This is a genomic window from Leifsonia sp. 10N434 (assembly GCF_056394405.1).
Genome location: NZ_JBFTHV010000001.1, coordinates 351,654 through 377,442, shown reverse-complemented (window position 1 = coordinate 377,442; position 25,789 = coordinate 351,654). Strand labels below are relative to the sequence as shown.

Genomic DNA, 25,789 nt, shown 5'->3' with positions numbered 1-25,789 from the left:
GGTGAGTCGACCTGTGGAGGTCGGACCCGAGAAAGTCGGACCACGAACTCGCAACGCATGAAGGAGACCTGCATGACCGCACCACGTCGCACCATCGGAAACTCGGACCTCAGCGTCTACCCGCTCTCGCTCGGCGGCAACGTCTTCGGCTGGACGGCCGATCGCGACACGTCGTTCGCGGTACTCGACGGCTACACGGCCGCCGGAGGAAACTTCGTCGACACGGCCGACGGCTACTCGGCCTGGGTGCCTGGCAACACCGGCGGCGACTCGGAGCGCATCATCGGCGAGTGGTTCGACGCCCGCGGCAACCGCGACGACGTGGTGGTCGCCACCAAGGTCAGCCAGCATCCCGACTTCAAGGGCCTCGCAGGCGACAACATCCTGCGTGCCGCCGACGCGTCGCTGGAGCGCCTTCGCACCGACCACATCGACCTCTACTACGCGCACTTCGACGACGAGAGCGTGCCGCTGGCCGAGACCGTCGCGGCGCTCTCGAGCCTGGTCGACGCCGGCAAGGTGCGTCACATCGGCATCTCGAACTACTCGCCCGAGCGCATCGAGGAGTGGTTCCGCATCACCGAGGCCGAGGGCCTGCACCGCGCGGTGGCCCTGCAGCCGCACTACAACCTCGTCGAGCGCGACTTCGAAGAGAACTATCGCGCCATCGCGGAGCGCGAGAACCTCGGAGTCGTGCCCTACTTCGCCCTCGCCGCCGGGTTCCTCACCGGCAAGTACCGCGACGGCGTCGAGGTCGACAGCCCCCGCGCGCAGGGCGCATCCAAATACCTGGACGACCGCGGTCGTGCTGTGCTCGGCATCCTGGACGAGGTCGCCGCAGTGCACCGGGTCTCGGTGGCGACGGTGGCCCTCGCCTGGCTCGCGGCCCAGCCGACCGTCGTCGCTCCGATCGCGAGCGCGCGCAACCTGGAGCAGCTGCCCGACCTCATCGCCTCCGTCTCGCTCGAACTCAGCGGCGCCGAGCTCGACGCACTGAGCGACGCGTCCGACGAGGCCGAAGCCGCCTGACGCTTCCTGCTGCCGGGGGCCGGGTGCTGCACTCGGGCCCTCGGCGACGCCGTGTCACCGAGGAGTCGCGACGCGCTGAAACCGGCGCGGCACGAGCGTCTCAGTGGTACAAACCACGGTCGTACGGATGGTATCCTCGTACGGTTGCCAAAAACGCGCGGCGCTCGCGCAGCGCGCAGGCTTCGCCCCCTTAGCTCATTGGTAGAGCACTTCCTTGGTAAGGAAGAGGTAGTGGGTCCGATTCCCACAGGGGGCTCCGTCCTCCCGGTGTTCAGCACCGCGAAGGTCGCGGCGGGGTAGCTCAGGTGGTTAGAGCACACGGCTCATAATCGTGGTGTCGCGGGTTCAAGTCCCGCTCCCGCTACTAGCCCCGAGATCTCGCCATCTCGGGGCTTTTTTCATGCCCGCTGATCGGCCGGTTTTGGCCCATTTTGCCCACACTTGAAAACGGCGCCCCACGATCACGGTCGCTGGCAGAATCAGCGAACTATGTTGACGAATCGCGAGCCGGCGTCGCCGATAATCCTCTTCACGCCGCAGCGGTGATCTGGCTGGCCATTGAGGCTGCGTCAGGGGCGGTACTTGTCAGGCAAACGATCGCAGCGACTTGGGGATCGGTGCGGTGCTGGCCCTGTATGTGAATCTCGCGACATTGAGCCTCTGGGGTGAGCTAGGCGCACAAATCGTGATCATTGTGGGTCACGTCGGGTCGGAGAGGGTTCCGCGAGGCTGCAGATCGTTGCTCATCTCCAGAGCGCATACTGGCCCCTCTAGTCCAGCGCGACCAGGTGGTGGTCTGTCACGCGTGCGGATTCGTCGCGCGGCTTGCGGCCTCCAGCGTCGGCCACCCGGATGGCGAACTCCTGCACCAGCGGCTCGTGCAAGCCGACCAGGTGCACGTCGCACACCAGGGTCCCGCGCACGCAGGGCACGACCCAGCGGAGGGCCGAACGATCGGGGGCAGCCACGATCCGCTCGGTGAACGGCACCGCATCCGCCCGAACAGCGCCGACCTCGGCGAGCGCCGCGGCGAGCCTGCGCTCTCGAACATCCACCGGCACGTCGCGCAGCACGTTGTCCGTGAGAAGGCCGGCTGCGTCGGAGAGCGGCCGGCCTTCGGCGATGAGCTCGTCGATCCGTCGTGCGGCGGCCACGGTCTCCGGCCAGGGACGGACGACGAACGCGGGAGCATCCACCCTGGTCAGCACATCGGCGAGCACGTCGGCAGCCACCGCGCCTGCACCGAACGCGTCGGAGTTTCCGTAGACGATCACCCCGATGCCGGTGGCGGTCTGCCAGCGCATGTGCGACGAGAACCCGGGGAGCCCCCCGGCGTGCTGCACGATGCGGCCGAAACGCCTGTCGTGCTCGACGACGAGACCGTACCCGTAGCCGATTCCGTCGAGCTCCCGCCCGGGCGGCTTCGATCCGATCGGGATCAGCGTGCGAGCGGTCTGCAGCTCGCGCCGAGATGCAGCGCTGAGCACGGCGCCGTCTGCGGTGGCGCCGTCTGTAGCGGCGTTGTCTGTTGAGGGGTCATCGAACGCCGACCCGAGGAAGTGTGCCCAGCGCGCGACGTCGTGCACGGTGCTGAAGAGGCTCCCGATACACGCGAGCGCGCCGGAGCCGACGAACGGTTCGGCGGCGAAGGTCGAACCGTCGTCGAAGGTGCGGAAGCCGGCGGCGAGGTCGGCGCCCTCACCGTAGAGGTCGGCGGATGGGCGCGTGTGACGCAGGTTCAGTGGGTCGAGCATCCGTTCGCGCACCACGTCCTCGACGGGACGTCCGGTGACCGACTCGATCGCGCGGCCGATGAGCGAGATGCCCAGATTCGAGTACTGATACTCGGTGCCTGGGCTAGAGGCGAGCGTCAGCCCTGCAGCGACGACCGCCGCCATGTGCGCACGGGAAACTCCGAGGTGCGCGTCTCCCCAGGGGTTGTCCTCGGAGAGGCCGCCGCGATTGGAAAGCAGGTCGTCGAGCGTGAGGGCGACCGGGCTGCCATCGAACCGGGCCGCCACCAGCTCGGGCACATAATCCGTGGCCGGAGCATGCAGGTCGAGCAGTCCGTCATCCCGCAACGCCAGCGCTGTGGCAGCCAGAAAGCTCTTCGACATCGACGCGATCCTGAAGATCGTCTTCTCGGTGGTTGGCCGGCCGTCGAGGCGGGGTTCTCCGTCTGCGCACACAGCGACGACACGGCCCCGATACGTGACGGCGGCGATCGACGCGGGCGCTCGCCGAAGGGTCGCACCGTCCAGTCGCGCGGCGAGGGCGTCACGGGCGTGGGCTGCTAGAGGCGCCTCCTCGATCATCGGGTGGCCGGACGAGCGGCGGATGCGCGAGCCGCGAGGGTCTGATCGGCGAAGGACCGCACTTCGTCGGCGAACCCCGTCACGAGCGCGCGGCTGGCTCGCGTGTTGTGCTCGTCGACACGGCGGGCCTCCTCGACGAGTTCGGCCACCGGCCTGTCGTCCGGCGACGGGGACGTCGGCTCCTTCCAGTGCAGCAGGTCCTCAGCGGAGACCTCCGGGTGAAACTGCAGCCCGTAGACGCGCTCGCCCAGCCGGAAGGCCTGATTGGCCACCGCGTCACTCGACGCCAGGAGCACGGCGGCGGGGGGCAGCGAGGTGATCATGTCCTGGTGGTTCTCGATCATGGGTGCGGCATCCCCGAACCCGCCGATGACTGGATCGCGCCGGCCGGCTTCGGACGTCGAGATCACTGTCGCGCCGCGCTCCTTCGGACCGAAGGATGCGCGCACCTCGCCCCCGGCAACTTCCGCCAGGATCTGCCCGCCGAGGCAGATCCCGAGCGTCGGCAGGTCGGCAGCGATCGCTTCGCGGGCGAGCGAGCGCTCCTGCGCCAGCCACGGCGCACGCGCGTCGTCGTCGGGCATGAGGCCGCCGCCCAGCATCACGAGCCCGGCATATCCGTTGAGGTCTGGGGGCAGCCCATCCTCGCCGAGCGCTACGTCGACGGCGATGCCCTTCTCCTCCAGCCAGGTGCCGAGGCGACGCGGGCGAGACCCTTTCGCGTTCACGACGACGAGAACGCGGGGGCCGCTCGACTGCCGCTTGTCGTCTCGGGTCGACGTGTCCACCGCCGGCGCGAGTGCAGCCGCGGCCGGCGGCGGAGCAGAGCCATCGAGGAAGGCCAGGTGGTCGGCGTCGGAGGCTGTGAGCACGCGCAGCACGTTCTCGTTCGCGAGCGCTACGAGCTCCGGCTCCGTCCAGCCACGCCGGCGCAACTCGTCGAGCAGGTCTTGGTAGCGGGACACATCCTCGAGGCCCGTCGGCATCGCGTCGGTGCCGTCGTAGTCGGCCCCGATCCCGACCGCATGCGCGCCGGCGACACGACGGATGTGCTCGATGTGGTCGGCGACATCGGCGATCCCGACGGGCGGGGCTTCCCCCTGCTCACCCCCGCGCACCCAGGCGTTGCGGGCGGGAGACAGGAACGAGGGTACGAACGCCACCATGACCACCCCGCCCCCGGCGCCGATGTCGCGCAGCACGTCGTCGGGCACGTTGCGCGGGTGGTCGCACAGTGCCCGTGCGCACGAATGGCTCACCATGACGGGACGTGAGGTGACCTCCAACGCGTCGCGCATCGTGGACGGTGCCACGTGCGCCAGGTCAACGATCACGCCGATCCGGTTCATCTCCCGCACCACCTCGCGACCGAAGTCGGTCAGACCGCCGTGGCGCGCCTCGTCGGTCGCAGAATCGGCCCACTCGGTGGTGCGCGACCAGGTGAGCGTGAGATAGCGGGCTCCCAGCCGCGCGTACTGGCGCAGCACGGCGAGCGAACCGTCGAGTTGGGCGCCGCCCTCCACCCCGATGAGCGAAGCGATGCGGCCCTCGGCGAGCGCCGCCCGCACATCGACCGCTGTGCGGGCGAACCGCAGCCGATCCGGATGCGCCTCCACGAGCCTGTGCACGAAATCGATTTGCTCGAGGGTCGCCGTCACCTGCTCCGCACCCGTCAGCACAGGGTCGACCCACACCGACCAGAACTGGCCACCGACGCCGCCGGCGATCAGACGCGGAATGTCGGTGTGAAGGTCGGGCAGGGATGCGTCGATCCCAGCGGCCTGGTAACCGTGCCGTTCGCGGCGTGCCCAGGCGATGTCGTTGTGACCATCGATGACAGGGATCATCGCTCTACCCTTTCCGCGCGTTCAGGGCGTCGTTCATGCGATCCGTGACCGGGATGTCGACCTGCCGCTGGTCACGCAGTCGGAGGGCTCCCCGGTGGAATCGAGGTCGAGGCGGTGAAGTGTGAGAGCGTGCACGGTGATCCTCCCGTTCAGGCGGCCGCGGCCGAGGTGTCGAGGGTGCGGGACGAATTGCGCAGCACCCAGTCCACATCCACATCGTGGCCGATGCCCGGTGCGGTCGGCACCCGCACGACGCCGTCGCGCGCGATGACGGGCGGCACGATCACGTCGCGGGCGTAGTACTTGTCCGAACCGGAGACGTCGGAGGGGAGGGTGAAGTTGGGAAGGGAGGAGAGCGCCACGTTGGCCGCCCGGCCCACGCCGAACTCGTGCATGCCACCGCACCAGACCGGCACCCCGGCATCCCGCGCGACGTCGTGCGCACGACGCGCTGTGGTGAGGCCGCCCATCCGGGACACCTTGATGTTGAGCACGCGACCGGCGTCGAGCGCGAGCATCGTGTGCAGGTCGGCGACGTCAACGATGGACTCGTCGAGGCAGATCGGGGTGTCGAGCACGGACTGCAGGCGGGCGTGGGCGACGAAGTCGCGCGGGGCGAACGGCTGCTCGATCATCGTCAGACGCTGCGCGTCGAGGGCACGCATGACTGCGGTGGATTCGTCGGACTCTGGATAGGCGCCGTTCGCGTCCACGTGCAGGTCGAGGTCGGGATAGGCGGCCCGCACGGCCCGCACTGGTTCGACGTCCCAGCCGGGCGCGATCTTGAGCTTCACCCGACCGTATCCGGCGTCCACCTGCCGGGCCACCTGGGTGAGCAGCTCATCCAGCGTCGGCTCGATGCCGAGCGAGACACCGGCGACCACCTCCGTGCGCGTGCCGCCAAGGGCGCCCGCGAGGGAACGATGGCCGGCCTGGGCGTACAGATCCCAGGCCGCGATCGAGAAGCCCGCCTTCGCGAACTCGTGGCCCCGGATGCGGAGCCAGGCGGCCTCGAGCTCCTCGGGTGCCTCCCACGTCGAGCCGAGCACTGCCGGCACGAGGTAGCGTTCGGCGATCGCCCAGGCGGCGCGGGTCGTCTCCGAACCGTAGAACGGGTCGGACGGCGTTGCGATCTCACCCCAGCCCACCAGGCCATCCGCGCTCGTGGCCTCCACGAGCAGGTGGTTGAGCCCGGTCTTGCGGTGCGAGCTCGTCTCGAATCCGTGGACGAGGGGGAGGTTCACGTCGAAGACGCGCAGCCTGTCGATCCTCATGCAGTGGTCTCCTTGTCGGACTCGAAATCGTATTCGGAGCGGTGCGCGTGCACCGCGAGATAGGCGGCCGTGCCGTCGTCGATCCGTCGGCAGGCCACGAGCACGCGCCCCGCCTCGGTCAGGGTCGCGATCGACCGCCTCAACTGCACCCGCACCCGATCGTGGGAGGCGCGCTCTTCACCATCGAAGGACACGGTGGGCGATTGGGCGGGAACGGCGACCCAGGCGGCATCCTGCACCGAGCCGTCGGCGCGTTCGATGGTGCGGTGAACGACTTCGCCCCAGTGCGCCCGCCCCAGCCGCGGCGGCTCTGCATGGCGCAGGTCGGCGAAGGGGTCGTGGTCGCGCGTCAGGTTCCACTCGACGAGCACCCGATCGGTGCCGGGGCGGCCGTAATAGTCCTCGACGAACCCGACGCCCTCCGCGCCCAGCGAGGAGAAGTTGAAGTGGGCGTTGCGTGAGAGAACAGGGTCGAACGTCCAGCGCATGGTGCGGTGCCCCCAGCCGAGCGCCACCTCGCGCTGGCTTTCCTTCAGCATCCGCCCCACGCCCTCGCCCTGGTGGGCTGCGTCGACGACGGCGGCCTGCGAGTAGTGGAAGTCGTGGCCGGATGCGTCACGGCCGGCGAACCCGTAGGCGAAGCCGATCAGCTCGCCGGCGTCGGTGCGCACCCCGACGGCGGAGCCGCCATTGCGCGTCAGAGCGCTGAGGAGGTTGGGATTCAGCGAGAACTCGGGCCGGTCGTACCCGAACACGCGGGTGTACAGCGCGGCCGCCGCGCGGAACTCGTCACCGGTGCGCAACGTCTCGGCGTGCAGCGGAGCGGTGGGAGCCTGGGGCACGATACGTTTCCTATGTTTGGCGCTTGCAACTCGAATCGCCAGGCTATCGGTCCTGTTTGCCAGGAGCAAGCAATCGATATGATTCATAAAACGGCGAGAGGATGTGACATGACACAGCCCGGGAACGGCGCGCAGCACGACACACTGCAACGGCTCGAACGCCTCGCGCGCATCGAGTCGCCCTCGTTCGACGCCCCCGCGAGCGAGCGGATGGCCGACGTTCTGGCGGAGTGGTGGGATGCCGCGGGCGCGTCGGTGCGCCTCGAGCGCACCGAGGCGGGAGCCAACCTCATCGCCGAGGTGAACGGAGTCGGCGATCCTCTGCTGCTGGTCGGGCATTCGGATACCGTGTGGCCGCACGACAGCATCGAGACCACCGTGCCGTGGTCGGTCGACGGCGACACTGTGCGCGGCCCCGGGGTCTACGACATGAAGAGCGGGCTGCTCGTCATGGTGGCCGCGATCGAGCGCCTGCGAAATCGGCGGCACCGCAGCGTGCGCGCCGTGATCGTGTGCGACGAGGAGGTCGGCTCGCCCACCACGCAAGCGCTGCTGCGCGCCTGCGCCGACGGTGTCGCGGGTGCGATCGGCTTCGAATCCCCGCATCCGGATGGCGCACTCAAGGTCGGCCGGCGTGGCAGTACGCGCGTGCGGCTGGCCGTTCGCGGTCGCGCTTCCCACGCGGCGCTCGACCCCGGCAGCGGCGTCTCTGCGATCGACGAGCTCGTCGATCAGCTGGTGGCTGTGCGCGGCATCGTCATGGATGCGGCCCTGGGCTCCGAGGTGCTCTGCAATGTCGGCACCATCAGCGGCGGCGGGCGGGCGAACGTGGTGCCCGCCGAAGCCGAGGCCGAGATCGGACTGCGGTTTCTGGATGCCCCGACCGAGGAGTCCGTTCTCTCGGCACTGCGAGCCCTCGCCCCCGTACGCGACGGCGCCAAGGTCGAAACGCAGCTGCTCAGCCATCGACCGGCCTGGAGCCCGTCGAGAGCCGACGCCGGCCTTCTCGGACTCATCGCGGCCGCCGGCCGCGGCGTCGATCAGACCATCACCGGCCGGCCCGCCGCCGGCGCGGGGGACACGAACCTGCTCGGAAGCCTCGGCACCCCCACCGTCGACGGGTTCGGCCCTCGCGGCGGCGGCGCGCACGCGGTCACCGAGCACGTGTCGCTCGCTTCGCTGGGGGAGCGGATCGACCTGCTCGAGGCCGTGCTGGTCGACGTCCCGGCGTCGACCGTCTGAGGGCGCGGCTGGCGTGACAGCCGGCCTGCTCACCAGCCACCGGCATCCGTCGCGGCAGGCAGCGCGTGTCCGCGCGGGACGATCAGGTATACGGTGCGCCGGCTGCGCGACCAGGCGGCGTCGAATGCCTCGCGCGGGTACGTGCGGAGCCCGTCACTGCCGCCCGGGTTCGCCGGGTCGGCCGCCAGCACATCCCCTCGCGGATCGAAGCCCCGGATGACCAGGAGGTGCCCTGACGTGTCGTAGTCTGCGCCCGGCAGTCGCCCGGCCTCGAACGCGATCGAAGCGATGAGGGGGATGCCGGCCTCCGTGAGCACGCGCGCCGACCGCAGCGACGCTAGCCGGGTGACGACCGCGTCGAATCCGAGCTCTCCCGCGAGGGCGGCGTTGAACGACCAGTTGCCCGTGCCGTCGAATGCCGTGTCGTAGACGGCGCGTGCCATCCACGGGACGTGAGGGTCGTCATCGGCGGGTGCCTCGGTGGGCTCCGCCGAGGGGAGCTGTGCACCCCAGGCGGCCAGCACCATGGTCAGCGAGGTCGGCGAGCACCAGGCGGGTCCGCCGCCGCCGAGGTCTGGCCGGCTCGGGTAGGCGCGCTGGGAGAGCGGCTGCACGGCCGCCGCGGCACCCACCGGTTCCGCACCGCGGCGCTCACCGGCATCGGACTCATCGGCGGCTGAGCCGCCGGGCGCGCTGAAGCTCAGCGCGGCCAGGTGAAGAGGGGGAGGCTCGCTCGCTTCGCGCATGCCGCCGAGCAGCGTGATGCGCAGCTGGGCCGCGTCGAACAACCGCTCCGGCCGGGCCGTCAGGATGTCGGTCCGTACCGACGGGCCGTCGTCCTGCGGTTGCGGGCCGTCGCTTCCCACCGGCGGCACAGGGCTCCGGCGCTCACCCGGCCCTCCCCAGAACGCCGCCTCCTGCCAGGGATGCCATGCCCCGTCGAGCGTGCGCGCGCGGATCTCGACGCGGGCGGTGACGCCGGGTTCGAGATTCCACGAAGCGACCGCCTGATCGGCGTGGAATCCGGGCACCAAGACTCCGGACGTCCAGGTGCGTCCGTCCCATCCGGAAGAGGTGTCGGCGCGCACGAGGCGCGTCTGCCACGCGGCCGGCTCGGAGGCCGTGCCAGCCATCGGTGTCGAGAGCACAGCGTCTCCGTCCGCAAAGGAATGATCCGATACGGATCATTTCCCATGCCCATCGAGACGTCAAGCGGCATCAGAGAATGGCCGAGTCGCGACAGAACGGCGGAGGCGTCGAGTTATACCGTCTGATCAGCTAAATCGCTGGGCGTTTAGAGCAACCCCACTCGCCGGCCGACCGCATCCGATGCCCGTGAATCACTTGAAACTCGTTACGGTCTGATTAATATCTGGAACGAATACGTTGACCTGAGCACGTTCCGTGCTGTTGCATTACTGCAACCCTCGCGGTCCTGCTCTGGACCTCGGCCGATGGAAGGACTCTCATGCGCCCCAGACACCGCAAACATCTGATCCGCGCGCTGTCATTCGTTGCGGCGGCAGCGATCATCGCCGCACCGGCCGGCGCGGCCAACGCCGCGACGCCCACCGGCGTGCACGCCGCCGACCCGTCGTCGTCCCCCTCGTCGGGCAAGGATGCCAAGACGATGCGGATCGCGACCTCCGGCTTCGTCGACAGCTTCAACCCGTGGACCTCGATCTACCTTCTTCCCACCAACCTCTTCCGCTACATGTACGAGAACCTCGTGCAGAACAGCGCCGGCGACGGTTCGCCCACCAAGGGTCTCGCCGATCACTGGAAGATCGAAGACGGCGGCAAGAAGTGGGTGTACACCCTGCAAGACGGCCTCAAGTGGTCCGACGGCAAGGCCATCACCTCGGCCGACGTGAAGTTCACCTTCGACCAGATGATGACGAACCCCGACCTCGCCGTGGCGAACGGCAACTTCGTCGCCAACTTCGCGGATGTGCAGGCGCCCGACAAGAAGACCGTGATCATCGACCTGAAGGCGCCCCAGGCGCCGAACCCGGGCATCGAGGTTCCGATTCTTCCCCAGCACGTCTGGGAGAAGATCTCCGATCCGGCGAAGTACCCCAACGACAAGGATGTCGTGGGATCGGGGCCGTTCCTGCTCGAGAGCTACAAGGCGAACCAGTTCATCACGATGAAGGCGAACCCGACCTTCTGGCGGGGCGCACCGAAGATCGACAAGATCCAGTACGTCTATTACACGAACTCGGATGCCCAGGTGCAGGCGCTGCGTTCCGGTGACGTCGACTTCGTCACCGGCCTCACGCCCACGCAGTTCCAGGCTCTGAAGGGCGCCGAGGGCATCACCGAGCACTCCGGCATCGGGCGCCGCTTCTCGTCGTTCAGCTTCAACTCGGGATTGAAGACGGTCGACGGCCAGCCGTTCGGCAACGGGAACCCCGCCCTGCAGGACGTCGAGGTGCGCCAGGCGATCCGCATGGGCACCGACACGAAGACGCTGCTGTCGAAGGTGCTCAACGGCCTCGGCGAGCCGGGGACCAGCTTCATCCCGTCGTCGTACCCGCAGTGGACGCTGCCGGCCGATTCCGCAGCCGTGAAGGCTCTCGCCTACAACCCGGAGAAGGCGAAGCAGAAGCTCGACGCAGACGGATGGAAGGCCGGAGCCGACGGTATCCGCGTCAAAGACGGTCAGCGACTGTCGTTGCGGCTCTTCGTCGACTCGACCGACCCGACCGTTCAGACCGCGGCGCAGTACTTCCAGCCGTGGATGAAGGCGATCGGCATCGACATCCAGCTCGTCTCCACCGACACGGACACGATCAACGCCGACACGCTGAAGGGCAACTACGACATCTACTTCAGCGGCTGGAGCGTCGGGCCCGACCCCGACTACCAGCTCAGCATCAACACCTGCGCGAGCCTGCCGACGAAGACCGACGGCACCGGCGCGACCTCGCAGGACGGCTGGTGCAACCCGGAGTACGACAAGCTCTACAAGGAGCAGCAGACCGAGACGGATGCGAAGAAGCGTGAGGCCATCGTGCAGAAGATGCTCGAGCTCAACTTCACCGACACCGCCCAGATCGTCTACTGGTACGCCAACGGCCTGGAGGCCTACCGCTCCGATCGCTTCACCGGCTTCGAGATGATGCCGTCGAAGGGCGGGATCATCGCCAACCAGTCCGGCTACTGGGGCTTCGCGGATGTGGCCCCCGCCGGCGACAGCAAGAGCAGCGACGCCGGGCCCAATGTGGGGCTCCTGGTCACGGGGGGTGTGATCCTCGTCATCGTGATCGGTGCGATCATCTTCTTCGTGGTGCGCCGACGCAAGAGCGTCGACGTCGAGTGATCACTGAGGTGGCCGCGGCGGGTACCGCCGCGGCCACCTTTGTTTCCCCGACACGCAGAAGAGAAGGCAGATGAGCAACTCAACACCGGTCACCGAGGCGGTGATCCTCGAAGAGCGGGGCGAAGCGACGGTGCGCAGCGCACCCGCGCTGAGATTCGCGCTCAGCAAGCTCGGCGGTGCCGCGATCAGCCTGGGCATGGTCATCGTGCTCGGATTCTTCGCGTTCAAGATCTTGCCGGGCGACCCGGTCGCGGCGATGGCGCGCGAGCATCCGATGACCTCGGAGCAGATGGCGCAACTGCGGGCGCAACTCGGTCTCGACAAGCCGCTCTGGCAGCAGTTCGGCGATTACATCGCCAACGTCTTCACTCTCAACTTCGGCCAGAGCTACGTCTACAAGCAGAGCGTCGCCTCGCTGATCGGCGAGTACTTCTGGAACACGATCCTGCTCACCGGCACGTCGGCCGTTCTCGCGATCGCCCTCGGGCTCTGGCTCGGCCAGAAGGCCGGCTGGCGCCCGGGCTCGGTGTTCGACAAGGTGACGACCAGCAACTCCCTCGTGCTCTGGTCGGTGCCCACCTTCTGGCTCGCGCTCATCCTCCTCATGGTCTTCGGCGGCACGCTGCACTGGTTCCCGACCGGTGGAATGACCTCGCCGAACGCTCCCGACGATTTCCTGGGCCAGACCCTCGACGTCATCTCGCACATGGTGCTGCCGGTGATCACGATGGTCGCCGTCGTCTACGCGCAGTACGTCATGGTGATGCGCGCATCCGTGATGGAGGAGAAGAGCGCAGACTATCTGGTCACCGCGCGGGCGAAGGGGCTGAAAGACGACGACCTGCGCCGGCGTCACGCCGTTCCCAACGCGCTGCTGCCGACGGTCACGCTCGTCTTCATGCACATCGGCGGCCTGATCGCCGGTGCTGTGACCGTCGAGACCGTGTTCTCCTGGCCCGGGCTCGGCAAGCTCACGTACGAGGCCATCCAGGGCCCCGACCTTCCTCTGCTGCAGGGGACCTTCGTGGTCTTCTCGGCGATCATCATCGTCATGAACCTCATCGCCGACTTCGTGTACCGTCGGCTCGACCCGAGAGTGAGGCGCGGATGAGCGGCTCCATCGCACCCGTCGCCCGCTCGCCGCGCAGCATGGCCTGGGCTCGGCGGCGTCAGGCGTTCGGCGGCTTCTGCCGCGAGTTCGCGCGCAGCCGCTCCGGCATGATCGGCATCATCTTCCTGGTCGTCGTCATCGTGCTGTCTCTGCTGGCGCCGGTGCTCGCACCGTCGTGGATGCTCGACGTGACCAAGCTGCTCGACCAGCCGCGGTTCGCGCCGCCATCGTTCGCGCATCCGCTCGGCACCGACGACCAGGGCCGTGAGCTCTGGGTGCGGATGATCTGGGGCGCCCGGGTGTCGCTGCTGGTCGGTTTCGCCGCGACGGCCGTGTCGATGGTCATCGGCACGATCGTCGGGATCGCCGCCGGGCACTTCACCGGGTGGACGGGCGGTCTGCTGATGCGCCTCATCGACTTCTTCCTGGTGCTGCCGTCGCTCATCCTCGCGATCGTGCTCTCCTCGGTCCTCTCTCGCGGTGTGTGGACGATCGTGATCGCCATCGGTCTCACCTCCTGGGCAGGCACTGCTCGCGTGGTGCGAGCCCAGACCCTGTCGGTCGAATCGCGAGACTATGTCGAGCGGGCCCGGGTGCTGGGCGCCGGTCACTGGCACATCATCGTGAAGCATCTGCTGCCCGCCGTTCTGCCCCTCGTGCTCGCCAACACCACCCTCACCGTCGGCGCGGCGATCATCGCCGAGTCGACGCTGTCGTTCCTCGGGCTCGGTGACACGACGCTGCAGTCGTGGGGTTCCGTGCTGAAGAACTCCATGGATGTGTCGGCCGCCACGGCCGGCTACTGGTGGTACGTGCTCGTGCCCGGCATCGCGATCGTGCTGGTCGTGCTGGCGTTCACGCTGGTGGGTCGCGCGGTCGAGACCATCGTGAACCCGACGCTGAGGAGCCGCTGACATGCCGGACCTGATTTTCGACGACGTCAGCATCACCTACCGCACCGCCGGGCGCAACGACGAGGGTGAAATCGCCGCCGTCAAGAACGTCTCCCTCATCCTGCCTGCCGGCGGAACCCTCGGCATCGCCGGCGAGTCGGGTTCGGGCAAGTCGACGCTCGCGATGAGCGTGCTGCGGCTGCTGCCCGCCAACGCGAAACTGAGCGGCCGGGTGCTGATCGGCGAGACGGAGGTGGCCGAGCTGCGCTTCGGCGAGCTTCGCGCTCTGCGGTGGGCGGAGGCATCCATCGTCTTCCAGGGCGCCATGCACTCGCTCAACCCCGTGCGCACGGTCGGTCAGCAGATCACCGAGGCGCTCGAGCTGCACGTCGCCGATGCCTGGCGCACCGACAAGGCGCGCAAGGCGCGGGTGGTCGAGCTGCTTCGCGCCGTCGACCTGGCCGCCGCGAAGGCCGACGCCTACCCGCACGAGCTTTCGGGCGGTCAGAAGCAGCGCGTCATGATCGCGATGGCCCTCGCCTGTGAGCCCGAGATCATCATCGCCGACGAGCCGACCACCGCTCTCGACGTGATCGTGCAGAAGCAGATCCTCGACATGATCAGCACGCTCGTCACCGAGCGCGGCATCTCGATGTTGATGATCAGTCACGACCTGTCGGTGCTGGCGACCGCGTGCGAGCGCATCGCCATCATGCGCGACGGCGACCTGGTCGAGGTCGGCGACGCCTACGAGGTCTGCACCGATCCGCAGCATCCGTACACGAGGCAGCTCGCTGAGGCCTTCCCCACGATCGGCGACCCAGCATCGCGACTGAATCCGGTGAGCCGCCGCACCGACGCTGCCGGGCCGGGCTCGCGCGTGCTCTCCGACGAGGTCGTTCTGGAGGCGCGCGGGGTCACGGTCACCTATCACGGTCGCGGCAAGCCCCTCGCAGCCGTGAAGGATGTGAACCTGAGTCTGCGACGCGGAGAGATCCTCGCGCTGGTCGGTCAGTCGGGCTCGGGAAAGACGACTCTCGCTCGCACCGTCGTGGGGCTGCAGCGCGCCGACGAAGGGTCCGTCATCCGCTTTCGCGGCAAGGACATCCCTCATCGCGGTCGCGCACTGCGCGCCTTCCGCAGCGAGGTGCAGATGGTGCTTCAGGATCCGTCGGCCGCGCTCAACCCGAAGATCAGCGTCTACGAGTCGGTCGCCGAGGGCCTCCGGGTGCAGCGCTACACCGGCGACGAACAGGAGCGCGTGGCCCAGAGCCTCGCCGACGCGGAGCTCGTTCCGCCGGAGCGCTTCTTCCGGGCGATTCCCCAAGAGCTGTCGGGCGGTCAGCGGCAGCGCGCGGTCATCGCCGGCGCCCTCGCCGTGGGGCCGCAGCTGCTGGTCGCCGACGAGCCCGTCGCCTCGCTCGACGCCTCGGTGCGCGGCGAAATCCTCGCGCTGATCCTCTCCCTGCGCGACAGGCTCGACCTGAGCGCGTTGGTGATCACCCACGACCTCGGTCTCGCGTGGAACATCGCCGACACGGTCGCCGTCATGTACGAGGGCGAGATCGTGGAGTACGGACCGACCGAGCAGGTGCTGCTCGACCCGCAGCACCTCTACACCCGCCGGCTGCTCGCCGCGGCGCCCAGCATCGAGCGGAAGCTCGTATGAGTGCGCCGCTCCTTGGGGCCGACCGCTGTGCCTACCTGGACAGCGCGCCGCTGCAGCCGGGCGACCGGGTGCGCTTCGTGTCGCCGTCCGGGCCGGGCAGCGCCGAGAGCCTCGAGCGTGCGGTCGGCTACTACCGGGACTGGGGGCTGGATGTCGTGGTCGGCGATCACGTGCTCGACCCGCATCCCCGCGCCTCCTACCTCGCGGGTGACGATGACGGGCGCCGCCAAGACCTGGTCGACGCCTGGCTCGACCCGGATGCGGACGCGGTCGTGTGCATCCGCGGCGGCTACGGTGCGATGCGGCTGCTCGACGGCATCGACTGGGACCGGATGCGGCAAGCGGCTCTCCGCCGCGACGGACGGCCGAAACTCCTCACCGGTTCCTCGGACATCACCGCGCTGCACGAAGCCTTCCGTGTGAACCTGGATGTGCCGACACTGTTCTGCCCGATGGCCGGCAACGACGTCTTCCGCGATTCGGAGTTCGTGCGCGAGGACGTTCGCCGCTGGCTGCTCGAGGCGTGGCGCGGACGCGATATCGTCGGCCCGCGCACCGAAGTTCTCGTGCCCGGCGTCGCCGAAGGCCGGTTCACCGGAGGCAACCTCAGCCTGCTCGCGGGAGCCATGGGCGCGCCCGAATCGCTCGACCGGCCCGGCGGCATCCTGTTTCTCGAAGACGTCGACGAGGAGCCGTATCGGATCGACGGATTCTTGACCCAGCTCGGCCGCGCCGGCCGCCTGGGTGACGCAGCGGCGGTGGTGCTCGGCTCCTGGCACGAGTGCGGCGATCTCGGCGCGATCCGGGCGCTCGTCGACGAGCTGCTGCTGGACCTGGGCGTCCCCGTGCTGTGGGAGCAGGGTTTCGGACACGATCCCAACGCACTCAGCGTCCCGCTCAATGTCGACGGATCGCTGATCGCCCGTGCGGGAGAGCCCGAGCACCTGGTCGTCGGGGGCTCGCTCTGATGGCCGGCGATTCGCGCGCCATCGACCTGCCGGCTCTCGACCCTCGGATGCGGTGGTCGCTGAGCGTCCTCGGCGCCGGCGACGGGCGTGTGCTCGCCTCGCACACTCCCGACGTGGTCTGCGAGACGGCGAGCGTCGGCAAGGTGTTCCTGCTGATCGAGGTGGCTCGCCGGCTGGAGTCGGGCGAGCTCGACCCCGACCAGCGCATCCAGATCCCCGATGAGCACCGCGTCGCCGATTCCGGACTGCTCTACCGGATGCGCGATCAGCGCGTGACGGTCGCCGACGCCGCCCTGCTGGTCGGCGCGGTCAGCGACAACCTCGCCACCAATGCGCTTCTGTGGCTGTGCGGCCTCGACGAGGTGCGAGCAGTCGCCCCCGCGCTCGGCTTCGCGAACACGTCACTGCACGACTACATCCGCAACGAGCGCACCCCTGACCTGCCGTGGACCCCGTCGTATGGAACGGGCGCAGAGCTCGCCGAGCTGATGCGCCGTCTCGGTGTGGGTGATGTCATCTCCCGTGCCGTCAGCGACCGTGTGCTCGACTGGCTGGCAGCGGATACGGACACCTCGATGGTCGCCGACTCCCTCCTGCTCGACCCGCTCGCGCACGTCGAGCCGGAGTACCAGGGCATGGTGCTCCGCCACAAGACCGGCAGCACGTCGTTTGCGCGCATCGACATCGGCCACCTCACCGGACCGGCCGCATCCGTCGCCTACGCCGTCGCGGCCAATTGGAAGGATTCCGACGACGATCTCCGGGCTCCCGCGCTCGACGCCATGCACGCGATCGGCGAACAGCTGCGCTGGTATGTGACCGGGAGCGCCCGGTCGTGACAGTCGCGTTCGAGGAGCAGGAGAGTGAGCTGCCGGGCCTCCGGTTCTCCGCTCTGGCGGTCGATGTCGACACCGGGGCGACGGTGTTCAGCCACCAGCCGGACCTCGTTCTCAACACCGCGAGCGTGGGGAAGATCTTTCTGCTGCATCGCCTCCTCACCGAGGTCGACGCCGGCGCTCGGTCGCTCGAAGATCGCGTCACCCGCAGACCGGCGGAGTGGATGGACAACTCCGGTCTCTGGTATCTGCTGCAGGCTGACACGCTGTCGCTCTACGACGTTGCGGCGTTGATCGGTGCGGTCAGCGACAACGCGGCGACGAACACGCTGTGCCGGGTCATCGGGCTTCCCGTCGTGCAGGAGCACACGCGCGACCTCGGATACCTGTACTCCGGTCTCGACGACATCGTGCGCTGGCCGCTGCCTCCAGGCGCTCCGCGCAGGCTCTCGCACGCAAGCGCTGAAGATCTCGTCCGGTTCGTCACGCGCACTGCGACGGCCGCCGACCTCAGCCCCGCATCCGCCGACACCCTCCAGCGGTGGCTCGGAGCGGGCATGGACCTCTCCATGGTGGCGTCGGCATTCGGCCTCGACCCGCTCGCCCACTACTTCTTCGATCACGGTGTCTGGCTGTGGAACAAGACCGGCACGATCTCCACCGTGCGGGCCGACACCGGCCTGGTGATGTCCCCCGACCGCCGCATCGCGTATGCCGTGCTCGCCAATTGGGAGAGCGGCATGGACGTGCGCGACCGCGCCCTCGCGCTCATGCGAACGGCCGGTGACGAGCTGCTCAGGCAGCTCGCAGCCTGACGGCCTGTGATACTGCTGTCTATGTCTTCGGAAAGGCGAGATGTGAAACCCGTCGACCTCAACAGCCCGCACGAGCGATACGACGCCCGAGTGCAGCGCCGGTCGGCGCTGGTGCTGAAGCGTCGCGTCATCGAGCAGGAGCGCGAACAACTCTCGCACGCCCTCGACTGGGCACGCGACGACCCGGCATTCGAACGCATCGCCGGATCCATCGTCGCCGCCCGTCGCCGTTTCGTGCTCGGAGCCGCGAAGTCGTTCACGTTCGCATCCCTGCTGGCGATGGACCTGAGCGCCGGCCTGGCCAACGTCACCCTCATCGACGGCACCATCGTGCGGCCGTTGGATGTGCTCAGCGACGTTCGCGCCAGCGATGTGCTGGTGGCCTTCTCGCTCGCCCGGTACCGCAAATACACGATCGACATGGCCGAGCTGTTCAAGAAGGCCGGCGGCACCCTCGTGGTGATCACCGACGCTCCGGATGCGCCCCTCGTCGCCATCGCAGACGAGTGCCTCGTCGTCGACACCGCGAGCGCATCCTTCGCCAACTCGCCGACGTCTGTGGCGCTCGTCATCCACATCCTCACCACCCTCACCACGGCGAGCGCGAAAGGCGCCGGCCGCCGTCTGCTCGAACGCGACAGGCTCGGCGATCAGCTCGGTCTGTACGTCGACGAGTGACGCGCGCCGCGGCGCGGCCTAGGCTTGCGCGGTGGACGTGATCGCGTACCCGTGGTTCGCAGTGGTCCTCGCCGTGCTCGTTGTCAGTGCCGGCGTGAAAGGGATGAGCGAATTAGCGAGATTCGTCGGCGGTGCGTACTGGTCTAGTGAACACTGAAGGCGAACGCCCTGCTGGCCATGGTCGAAGACGATGTCGTCCCGTCTCTTACCCTCGCCCGCCGCCATACCTGACCAACGACCAGGTGGCGAAACGCCTTGAAGCCTGCAGCGAGCACGGGCCGATCGTCGCAATCCTCGCGTACATCGGCCTCCGGTGCCGCCCTGAGCGCAATCGCCGGAGTGCACAGCGTTCAACTCGTCGATGAGGACGACCTGGAGTAGCGGTCCGCTCGGCAGAGCGGTCGCAGGCCCAGGACCGGGGGCAGGGCGCAGGCTCAGGACGCAGGCTGAGCGAAGTGCAGGAGGAGCAGCTGCGGACGGCCGGAGACCGCGCGCGTCGCCTCGGGCACGTATGCCATCAGAGACCATGGCCACGCCGGCCAGTCGCCGATCTCGGTGCTCGGCCTCGGCAGCGGCGAGTCGTCCCAGTGGAGGGCCGGCTCCTCGCAGCTAAGCAGCTCGAGTCTCGCGGCGAGCGCGGCCCGAAGATAGTCGCCGAGGGGATGCCGGAATGCCGGGGCGAGGCGGCGCTCGCCGTCGGGTCCTAGACCCTTGATGCCCGAGCCGATCGTGGTGAGCTCGCGATGCACGTCTGAGATGAGGAGCGCGCCACCCGGGCGCAGCACACGGGCGAACTCGGCGAACACCGGGCCGAGGTCGCTCACGTGGACGAGCGCGAGCGCGCACACGACCACATCGACTGATCGGTCGGCGAGAGGCAGTCGATCGACTGATCCCAGTTGGAAGTCGCCCTCCGGGACACGCTCTCGGGCCAGCTCGAGCATGTCCGGTGACCCGTCGACGCCGATCACGGTGTGGCCGAGGTCGGCGAGAATCCGCGCGAATCGCCCTGTGCCGCACGCGGCATCCAGGGCGACGCCGACCTCGCGGCGCGCCAGCCATTCGGTGATGACCGGCTCGTCGATCGCGAAGAGGCCACCGCCCGCATTCGCGTCGTAGTCGGGCGCCTGCTGCTGATAGGTGACGTCAGCGGCCACGCGCTCCGCGAGCACCCCACGATTCTGGAGTTTCCCGTCGGCGAGCAATCGGCGGATCTCGGCGACCCGGTCTTCGACGAAGGCTTGATCGTGGTCACCGGCCCATGCGTCGAGCAGAGCGGACCCTTCGATGCCGAGCAGATACGCAAGAGGGTCCTGATAGATCACGATCAAGGAGCGTAGCCAGCGCCATGCGCGCAGATCAAGGCACCGTTACTTCCTTCGGGCACCCGTTCAGGGAGATCAACGGCCGCAGCGCACGCATGTTCCTCGACCACGGGCTCGAGCAGACCTACGACCAGGCCGACTACTCGGCCGTCGACGCCGAGCGCTGGGCCGTCGCCAGCGCAAGAAAGAACCCTTGTCGAACCCTCGCTTGCTCAAAATCGAGCCGACCGGTTTCTGAGCGATCGTTAGCCGTGTGGAGACTTCGCCCCGCGAACTCGTCGGTCGAGCGGCTCCGGTCAGTCGTGGTGGTGGTGATCCTCATCGTCGTGCTCGTGCTCGTCCTCGAGCAGCATCCCAACGGAAGTGGCGCATGCGTCCCCCTTCCACGCCTCGATCCCTTCGCGGATCGCGAAGAACGCGATGACGAGTGCGGCGATCGGGTCAGCCCACCACCATCCGAGGAGCGAGTTGAGCAGCAGGCCGACCAGAACGGCGGCCGAGAGGTAGGTGCAGATCAGTGTCTGTTTGGAGTCCGCGACCGCTGTTGCGGAGCCGAGCTCGCGTCCCGCGCGCCTCTCGGCGAGAGACAGGAACGGCATGACGATCACGCTCAACGCGGTCAGCACGATCCCAACGGGTGAGTGGTGGACGTCCGCGCGGCCGAACACGGTCAGCAATGAGCTGATGATCACATAGGCGGCCAGTGCGAAGAAGGCGATCGAGATCACCCGCAGGGTGGGCTTCTCCCACCGCTCGGGATCGCGTCGGGTGAATTGCCATGCAACAGCGGCCGCGGAGAGGACCTCGATCGTCGAGTCCAACCCGAACCCGATGAGTGCGCCGGAGGATGCTGCGGTACCGGCGGTGATCGCGACCACTGCTTCTATGAGGTTGTAGCCGATCGTCGCCGCGACGACCCAACGGATGCGTCGCTGAAGGACGGATGTGCGGTCCATGATGGTGGCGCTCATGCGCAGTGGCATTCCTCTCCCGCGCAGCAGCCGGGCTCCACGAACAGGGTCACCCGCAGCAGCTCATCCAGCGCGGGCGCGATATGCCCATCGGCCAGCCGGTACCAGGTGCGCCTGCCCTCAGGGATGGCTTCGACGAGGCCGCATCCTCGCAGGCAGGCGAGTTGGTTCGACATCACCTGACGAGACACGCCCAGCGCGTCAGCCAGGTCGGCGGGGAACGCGGGAGCTTCACGCAGGGAAAGCAGTATCCCAACACGGGTGGCGTCGGACAGGGCGTGACCGAACCGCGCCAGGGCGGCAGTATGGGTCACCGTGGCGGCTGGGGCAGTGGTGGTCATGCGCCAATAGTACAGCGAAACCTGTACTGTTCTCGCTGCGCGCCCGTCGGCTCTGGCCTTTCCACTCGAGCGATTCTCGTCACGGGCGGCATGGGTCACGACACGGCACTCCGGTCTGGCTCGCCGGTTGCGAACCGTCTGCTTGCCCAGAAATGCGTGGGGTCGCACATCCCGCCCCCGCGAGATGTGCGACCAACCTGCCGCCAGGAAGATTCAACACGCGACCAAGCCGGCGATACCCGTTGAGACGTGGGTGACCGCGTAGCGGGGCCGGGGCGCGAAGTGGGCCGGGGTGCCGACCCCCGGCCCTTCGCGTTGGGTCGGATCACCCGCCAATGCGCCTGCGTCAGTTGTCGCGTCGCGATCCGATGATGCCGGGAAGCACCTGGGTGCCTTCCTTCTGAACGGCGGTCAGCGACGACGGGTCGAGGCCGAGGGCCGCCAGTATCGTTGGGGCGACCTGGGTGGTCTCGACGGGCGCCGAGTTCACCTGTGCCGGAACGCCGGAACCGTCGATGACCATCAGCACGTGCCGGTCGCCGGTGTTCATGCCGCCGTGCTCGGCGAGCTTGGTCGGACCCGAGTAGATCACGCCCTCCTGCACCTCGCCGAAGACGTCGGGGTAGTGACCACTGTCGACGGCGACGCCGAAGAAGTTCGCGGCATCCTTGCCTGCCCAGAGCTGGCTCAGTCCGGAGTGCTGCACTGTGACGGGCATGCCGCCGGCGTCGAGGCCCTGAGCAGTGTGATTCCACAAGTAAGCCTTAACGAAGTCGTCGGCAGTCTGGGAGTTGTCCGACAGGTAGGACTGCCACAGGTCGTCGTCGGTACCGGCTACGATCAGCTTCGCGTTGCTCGGGTGGCTCTGCGCCCAAGCGGCATTGATCGCGTCGACGATGGGGCCGTCCTTGACCGTCACCAGCTTGGCCGGGTCCTGCGGCGACTGACCGTCTGCTCGGTCGCCGCCTCGCCGACCAGACGGTCAGACCGTACCGTGCTGTCCGGTGATCGCCTGTGCTGCGTGCCGTCGCTGGTTCACGCGCTGCACAATCAGGGTCGCCACCCCGCCGAGTGTGATCGCGGCGAGGTTGATGACCAACTGGATGAGTGCGCCGACGGCCTGCTCGGTGGCCCCGTAAGCGAGGGCGACAGCGGCGTTCGCGGCGGCCGGAATCGTCGTCACCGAGATCAGAACCCCGATGAGTGCGCCCGACTTCGCGGTTGACAGAGACAGCAAGCCGGCGATGCCGGCGAGGAAACCGACCACCCAGCTGAGCACGTTCGGCCTCCAGATGAAATCGGTCAGAGGCCGGGAGTGCAGCAGGTCGGCGGGTGACATCAGGTGGAGTGCGGTGAGCAGCAAGGTGAACAGGATGGTGATCGCGATAGCGACGGCGAACCCGATGGCGAGTGCGAGGACGGATTGAGCGATCATCCGAGGTCGCCACCGTACGAGGCCCACTGAGAGCGCGGCAAGCGGGCCGAAGTCTGGACCGACGACCATCGCGCCGACGATGAGGATGGGTTCGTCGAAGACCACACCGATCGCGGCGATCATGGTGGCGACGGACATGAACGTCAGGAAGGTGGGGGAGAGGCTGGTCTCTTCATGAGTGCGCTGCTCGATCTCTTGCCACACCACCGCGTCGGCGGCGTGCCCGGGGGCGGCGCGGCTTGCGCGCTTCGCCGCATCCGAGATCTCGATGCCGATGTCGTCGACCGAGATCGAGCCCTCGTGCTGCACCCCGAGTTGCTGAAGCTGGTCGAGCAGGATGCTCACCCCTTCGCGGGCGACATCGCAGAGCACCAGGTCGCCGACAGGTCGGGTAGCGGCCTTCGGGATGCGAACGATGTTGGTCGTCGCCACGTTGTCCTGGAGGGTCGTGAGCACCTGGTCGACGAGGTTGGCGGGGGCGATGATTCGCAGATGCTGCACGTGGCCAGTGTCACCGCAATTGAGTCGCGCGTCTGGCGATCGGGGGCGTGTCGGTGAAGGCGCCCCTGGTCCACTTGCCCACATTGTGCCCGCAACTCAATCGCAGACCGCGTCATCACTGTGATCGTGGTGTCGCGGGTTCAAGTCCCGCTCCCGTTCCACGCCGTGCCGCGACCGCGTCGCTTTACCTCGGCGCGCGAAGGGAATAGCCTGACTCCCTTGTCGAAGGAGGCCGGCGTGGCGAACACCCCGTGGAGCGGACCCGTTCCCGCTGGGCTGACGACCGAGGAGTTCGTGCTTCGCCCGATCGTGGCCGACGACGCGGAGAAGGATCATGCGGCCGTGATTGAGACGCGGGAGGACCTGCGGCTCTGGGAGCAATCGGACTGGCCCGCGGACGACTTCACGGTGGAGGCGAACCGTGAGGACCTCGTCGGCCTGCAAGAACGTCACGCCCAAGGGCGTGCATTCACCTACACGGTGCTCGCTCCGGATGGCGGCGAATCCCTCGGCTGCGTCTATGTCTTCCCCATCGGCGCCTCCTTCCTCGCGAAATCCGCGGTCACTCCCGTCGGTGACGACGAGTGGGCCGACGTGGAGGCCGTCGTGTACTTCTGGGCTCGTCGCAGTCAGATGGAGAAGGGAATGGATGAGCGGCTTCTGGCCGCCCTTCGCACCTGGTTCGCGGACGAGTGGAAGGTGGAGAGAGCCGTCTTCGTCACGAATGAGCAATTCACCGAGCAGGTGGAACTCCTGCGTCGCGCGGGACTGCGCCTGAAGTTCGAGCTCGTCGAGCCCGGCAAGCCGGGGACGTACCTCGTCTTCGGTTGATGCACTGGGATCCGCAATGTCGGTATATGGTCGGCGGCGTGAAAGTGATCAGGGGGAATCGCGTCACACTCCGGCCATGGCGCGCAGCAGACGCTCCGTTCGTCTTCGACCTGTATTCGAACGAGGATGTTCAGCGGTTCCTCGGACGTCGGCCCACGCTGATGAAGGACCGCGCCGCCGCGGATGCGCTGATCGAGCGGCTGGCGGCGGTGGATGACCCCGTGCGGGGCTATTGGGCAGTCGAGGCCGCTGACTCCGGTGAACTGCTGGGCACGGTGATGATCCAGGGCGTCCGGCGGTCGGGCGAGAGCGAACGCTCTACTGAACTCGAGATCGGCTGGCACTTCCATCCGGATGCGTGGGGACGCGGCTATGCGACCAGCGCCGCAGAGCTGCTGGCGCAGTACGCTTTCGCATCCGGCGCCGAGCGCCTGATCGCGGTGGTGCGCCCGGGGAACGAGGCGTCGATCCGGGTCTGTCAGCGGCTCGGCATGGACGACGCCGGGATGACGGACAGCTACTACGACGTGCGCTGTCACCTCTTCGTGCTCGAGCGCACGCCATCGGCGGCGGTAGCGGACTGAATCACCCCCGGCTCCGACGGTGGTCGGAGGTATCGTGCGTGCACATCGACGAGAGGAGATCCTCGTGATCGCTGTCACCACCCCGACCGGCAATGTCGGGTCCCATGTCGTGCGGCTGCTGCTCCAGGCCGGCGAGCGCCCGCGGCTCCTGCTGCGCGACCCCGATCGCCTCGACCCGGAGGTGCGCGAGCGCGTCGACCTGGCGGTCGGCGACCTGCGCGACCCCGACTACGTGATGGAGGCGACGCGCGACGTCGAAGCGGTCTACTGGGTGCATCCGGATGATTGGTCGCTGCCCGACCCGAACGCCGACGCCGAGCGCACGGGGGAGGGCCTCGCCGAAGCGATGCGCCGCAACCGCATGCCGCGCGTTGTCTTCCAGAGCAGTATCGGCGCCGAACTGCGCGACGGTGCGGGATTCATCGACGGGCTGGCGGCCGTCGAGGAACGACTGGATGCGGCACGGGAGGAGACCGGCACCGCTTTGATCCACCTGCGCTGCGGGTATTTCATGACCAATCTGCTGGCGGACGTCGACGGACTGCGAGCGGGACGCCTCACGACGACGCGGCTACTCGACGACGCGATGCCGTGGGTGGATCCGCGCGACATCGCGACCGTCGCCGCACTGCGACTGCTCGCGCGGGACTGGAGCGGCCGGCAGGTGCAGGCGGTGCACGGGCCGGCCGACCTGACCTGGTCCCAGGCGGCCACGGAACTGTCGGCGGCGACCGGCACGACCATCGAGGCGCAGCAGATCCCGGACGACGACGAGCGCGCCGCCCTGCGGGCCGCGGGGATGAGCGAGGTGGCGGTGGACGGGATCCTCGGCATGTCGGTCGGCAAGCGCGAGGGCTTTACTCCCGAGCAGCCTCGCTCACCGCTGACCACGACCCCCGGCACACTGGCCGGCTGGGCGATCGAGCACCTGCGCCCGGCTCTGTAAGCGGGCGACCG

Annotated in this window: 23 protein-coding genes and 2 tRNA genes; 15 read left to right on the top strand and 10 right to left on the bottom strand. The window is 68.2% G+C overall.

Annotated features, from left to right (window positions below; genetic code table 11):
- The first annotated feature begins 72 nt into the window (after positions 1 to 72).
- The 3 genes from AC1DB1_RS01745 (at position 73) to AC1DB1_RS01735 (ending at position 1,393) form a co-directional block, all read left to right on the top strand.
- A complete protein-coding gene (locus AC1DB1_RS01745) occupies positions 73 to 1,029 on the top strand; it encodes an aldo/keto reductase (protein ID WP_477199557.1) in 957 nt (318 codons plus the stop codon).
- A gap of 184 nt (positions 1,030 to 1,213) precedes the next feature.
- Positions 1,214 to 1,285 (top strand) — tRNA-Thr (locus AC1DB1_RS01740).
- A gap of 34 nt (positions 1,286 to 1,319) precedes the next feature.
- Positions 1,320 to 1,393, top strand: a tRNA-Met gene (locus AC1DB1_RS01735).
- Positions 1,394 to 1,799: 406 nt separating this feature from the next.
- On the opposite strand, the gene AC1DB1_RS01730 is transcribed toward AC1DB1_RS01735, so the two are convergent.
- From AC1DB1_RS01730 to AC1DB1_RS01715, 4 genes are all read right to left on the bottom strand, one after another.
- Entirely contained in the window at positions 1,800 to 3,344 is a 1,545-nt protein-coding gene (locus tag AC1DB1_RS01730) for a serine hydrolase domain-containing protein (RefSeq protein WP_271177034.1), read from the bottom strand.
- Entirely contained in the window at positions 3,341 to 5,191 is a 1,851-nt protein-coding gene (locus AC1DB1_RS01725) for a membrane dipeptidase (protein ID WP_309297485.1), read from the bottom strand. Before AC1DB1_RS01725 ends, AC1DB1_RS01730 begins: the two co-directional genes overlap by 4 nt.
- A gap of 149 nt (positions 5,192 to 5,340) precedes the next feature.
- Positions 5,341 to 6,465, bottom strand: a complete 1,125-nt coding sequence (gene menC, locus AC1DB1_RS01720) for an o-succinylbenzoate synthase (protein ID WP_477199556.1) — start codon at positions 6,463 to 6,465, stop codon at positions 5,341 to 5,343.
- Positions 6,462 to 7,307 (bottom strand): GNAT family N-acetyltransferase, encoded by an 846-nt coding sequence (locus AC1DB1_RS01715; protein ID WP_477199555.1) that lies wholly within the window; start codon positions 7,305 to 7,307, stop codon positions 6,462 to 6,464. Before AC1DB1_RS01715 ends, menC begins: the two co-directional genes overlap by 4 nt.
- Before the next feature lie 108 nt (positions 7,308 to 7,415).
- Here AC1DB1_RS01715 and AC1DB1_RS01710 point away from each other — a divergent pair, with 108 nt between their 5' ends.
- Entirely contained in the window at positions 7,416 to 8,549 is a 1,134-nt protein-coding gene (locus AC1DB1_RS01710) for a M20/M25/M40 family metallo-hydrolase (protein ID WP_477199554.1), read from the top strand.
- Between the two features lie 29 nt (positions 8,550 to 8,578).
- Here the strand turns inward: AC1DB1_RS01710 and AC1DB1_RS01705 are convergent, their stop codons facing one another.
- Positions 8,579 to 9,697, bottom strand: coding sequence for a peptidase C39 family protein (locus AC1DB1_RS01705; RefSeq protein WP_477199553.1), 1,119 nt, complete (start codon positions 9,695 to 9,697; stop codon positions 8,579 to 8,581).
- Positions 9,698 to 10,017: 320 nt separating this feature from the next.
- Between AC1DB1_RS01705 and AC1DB1_RS01700 the strand changes: the two genes are divergently transcribed.
- The 8 genes from AC1DB1_RS01700 (at position 10,018) to AC1DB1_RS01665 (ending at position 18,844) form a co-directional block, all read left to right on the top strand.
- The gene (locus AC1DB1_RS01700; RefSeq protein WP_271177039.1) at positions 10,018 to 11,874 is read left to right on the top strand and encodes an ABC transporter substrate-binding protein; all 1,857 of its coding nucleotides are present in this window, start codon (positions 10,018 to 10,020) and stop codon (positions 11,872 to 11,874) included.
- Positions 11,875 to 11,944: 70 nt separating this feature from the next.
- Complete coding sequence (locus AC1DB1_RS01695) at positions 11,945 to 12,985, top strand: ABC transporter permease (protein WP_477199552.1); 1,041 nt, start codon at positions 11,945 to 11,947, stop codon at positions 12,983 to 12,985.
- Positions 12,982 to 13,899 carry an ABC transporter permease gene (locus AC1DB1_RS01690; RefSeq protein ID WP_477199551.1) on the top strand — a complete coding sequence of 306 codons (918 nt, stop codon included), beginning with the start codon at positions 12,982 to 12,984 and terminating at the stop codon, positions 13,897 to 13,899. Before AC1DB1_RS01695 ends, AC1DB1_RS01690 begins: the two co-directional genes overlap by 4 nt.
- Position 13,900: 1 nt before the next feature.
- Positions 13,901 to 15,547 carry an ATP-binding cassette domain-containing protein gene (locus AC1DB1_RS01685; protein ID WP_477199550.1) on the top strand — a complete coding sequence of 549 codons (1,647 nt, stop codon included), beginning with the start codon at positions 13,901 to 13,903 and terminating at the stop codon, positions 15,545 to 15,547.
- Complete coding sequence (locus AC1DB1_RS01680) at positions 15,544 to 16,515, top strand: S66 peptidase family protein (RefSeq protein ID WP_477199549.1); 972 nt, start codon at positions 15,544 to 15,546, stop codon at positions 16,513 to 16,515. The genes AC1DB1_RS01685 and AC1DB1_RS01680 overlap by 4 nt, the downstream gene beginning before the upstream one ends.
- The gene (locus AC1DB1_RS01675; RefSeq protein ID WP_477199548.1) at positions 16,515 to 17,354 is read left to right on the top strand and encodes a serine hydrolase; all 840 of its coding nucleotides are present in this window, start codon (positions 16,515 to 16,517) and stop codon (positions 17,352 to 17,354) included. The genes AC1DB1_RS01680 and AC1DB1_RS01675 overlap by 1 nt, the downstream gene beginning before the upstream one ends.
- Complete coding sequence (locus AC1DB1_RS01670) at positions 17,351 to 18,166, top strand: serine hydrolase (RefSeq protein WP_477199547.1); 816 nt, start codon at positions 17,351 to 17,353, stop codon at positions 18,164 to 18,166. The genes AC1DB1_RS01675 and AC1DB1_RS01670 overlap by 4 nt, the downstream gene beginning before the upstream one ends.
- Before the next feature lie 42 nt (positions 18,167 to 18,208).
- Complete coding sequence (locus AC1DB1_RS01665) at positions 18,209 to 18,844, top strand: MurR/RpiR family transcriptional regulator (RefSeq protein WP_271177046.1); 636 nt, start codon at positions 18,209 to 18,211, stop codon at positions 18,842 to 18,844.
- Positions 18,845 to 19,278: 434 nt separating this feature from the next.
- Here the strand turns inward: AC1DB1_RS01665 and AC1DB1_RS01660 are convergent, their stop codons facing one another.
- From AC1DB1_RS01660 to AC1DB1_RS01640, 5 genes are all read right to left on the bottom strand, one after another.
- The gene (locus AC1DB1_RS01660) at positions 19,279 to 20,169 is read right to left on the bottom strand and encodes a class I SAM-dependent methyltransferase (protein ID WP_477199546.1); all 891 of its coding nucleotides are present in this window, start codon (positions 20,167 to 20,169) and stop codon (positions 19,279 to 19,281) included.
- A 296-nt stretch (positions 20,170 to 20,465) separates the two neighbouring features.
- Positions 20,466 to 21,140, bottom strand: a complete 675-nt coding sequence (locus AC1DB1_RS01655) for a cation efflux transmembrane domain-containing protein (RefSeq protein WP_477199545.1) — start codon at positions 21,138 to 21,140, stop codon at positions 20,466 to 20,468.
- Positions 21,137 to 21,481 (bottom strand): ArsR/SmtB family transcription factor, encoded by a 345-nt coding sequence (locus AC1DB1_RS01650; RefSeq protein WP_271177052.1) that lies wholly within the window; start codon positions 21,479 to 21,481, stop codon positions 21,137 to 21,139. Before AC1DB1_RS01650 ends, AC1DB1_RS01655 begins: the two co-directional genes overlap by 4 nt.
- Before the next feature lie 346 nt (positions 21,482 to 21,827).
- Positions 21,828 to 22,400 (bottom strand): hypothetical protein, encoded by a 573-nt coding sequence (locus AC1DB1_RS01645; RefSeq protein ID WP_477199544.1) that lies wholly within the window; start codon positions 22,398 to 22,400, stop codon positions 21,828 to 21,830.
- 63 nt (positions 22,401 to 22,463) lie between these two features.
- Positions 22,464 to 23,417, bottom strand: coding sequence for a DUF389 domain-containing protein (locus AC1DB1_RS01640; RefSeq protein ID WP_271177054.1), 954 nt, complete (start codon positions 23,415 to 23,417; stop codon positions 22,464 to 22,466).
- 237 nt (positions 23,418 to 23,654) lie between these two features.
- Between AC1DB1_RS01640 and AC1DB1_RS01635 the strand changes: the two genes are divergently transcribed.
- From AC1DB1_RS01635 to AC1DB1_RS01625, 3 genes are all read left to right on the top strand, one after another.
- A complete protein-coding gene (locus tag AC1DB1_RS01635; protein ID WP_477199543.1) occupies positions 23,655 to 24,248 on the top strand; it encodes a GNAT family N-acetyltransferase in 594 nt (197 codons plus the stop codon).
- A gap of 38 nt (positions 24,249 to 24,286) precedes the next feature.
- The gene (locus tag AC1DB1_RS01630; RefSeq protein WP_477199542.1) at positions 24,287 to 24,832 is read left to right on the top strand and encodes a GNAT family N-acetyltransferase; all 546 of its coding nucleotides are present in this window, start codon (positions 24,287 to 24,289) and stop codon (positions 24,830 to 24,832) included.
- A 64-nt stretch (positions 24,833 to 24,896) separates the two neighbouring features.
- Positions 24,897 to 25,778 (top strand): NAD(P)H-binding protein, encoded by an 882-nt coding sequence (locus AC1DB1_RS01625; RefSeq protein ID WP_477199541.1) that lies wholly within the window; start codon positions 24,897 to 24,899, stop codon positions 25,776 to 25,778.
- The last annotated feature ends 11 nt before the right edge of the window (positions 25,779 to 25,789 follow it).

Excerpts from the sequence above, each read along its gene's own strand:
- AC1DB1_RS01745 (WP_477199557.1), top strand. The coding sequence starts at position 73 with ATGACCGCACCACGTCGCACCATCGGAAACTCGGACCTCAGCGTCTAC.
- AC1DB1_RS01730 (WP_271177034.1), bottom strand. The coding sequence starts at position 3,344 with ATGATCGAGGAGGCGCCTCTAGCAGCCCACGCCCGTGACGCCCTCGCC.
- AC1DB1_RS01725 (WP_309297485.1), bottom strand. The coding sequence starts at position 5,191 with ATGATCCCTGTCATCGATGGTCACAACGACATCGCCTGGGCACGCCGC.
- menC (WP_477199556.1), bottom strand. The coding sequence starts at position 6,465 with ATGAGGATCGACAGGCTGCGCGTCTTCGACGTGAACCTCCCCCTCGTC.
- AC1DB1_RS01710 (WP_477199554.1), top strand. The coding sequence starts at position 7,416 with ATGACACAGCCCGGGAACGGCGCGCAGCACGACACACTGCAACGGCTC.
- AC1DB1_RS01700 (WP_271177039.1), top strand. The coding sequence starts at position 10,018 with ATGCGCCCCAGACACCGCAAACATCTGATCCGCGCGCTGTCATTCGTT.
- AC1DB1_RS01695 (WP_477199552.1), top strand. The coding sequence starts at position 11,945 with ATGAGCAACTCAACACCGGTCACCGAGGCGGTGATCCTCGAAGAGCGG.
- AC1DB1_RS01690 (WP_477199551.1), top strand. The coding sequence starts at position 12,982 with ATGAGCGGCTCCATCGCACCCGTCGCCCGCTCGCCGCGCAGCATGGCC.
- AC1DB1_RS01685 (WP_477199550.1), top strand. The coding sequence starts at position 13,901 with ATGCCGGACCTGATTTTCGACGACGTCAGCATCACCTACCGCACCGCC.
- AC1DB1_RS01680 (WP_477199549.1), top strand. The coding sequence starts at position 15,544 with ATGAGTGCGCCGCTCCTTGGGGCCGACCGCTGTGCCTACCTGGACAGC.
- AC1DB1_RS01675 (WP_477199548.1), top strand. The coding sequence starts at position 16,515 with ATGGCCGGCGATTCGCGCGCCATCGACCTGCCGGCTCTCGACCCTCGG.
- AC1DB1_RS01655 (WP_477199545.1), bottom strand. The coding sequence starts at position 21,140 with ATGAGCGCCACCATCATGGACCGCACATCCGTCCTTCAGCGACGCATC.
- AC1DB1_RS01650 (WP_271177052.1), bottom strand. The coding sequence starts at position 21,481 with ATGACCACCACTGCCCCAGCCGCCACGGTGACCCATACTGCCGCCCTG.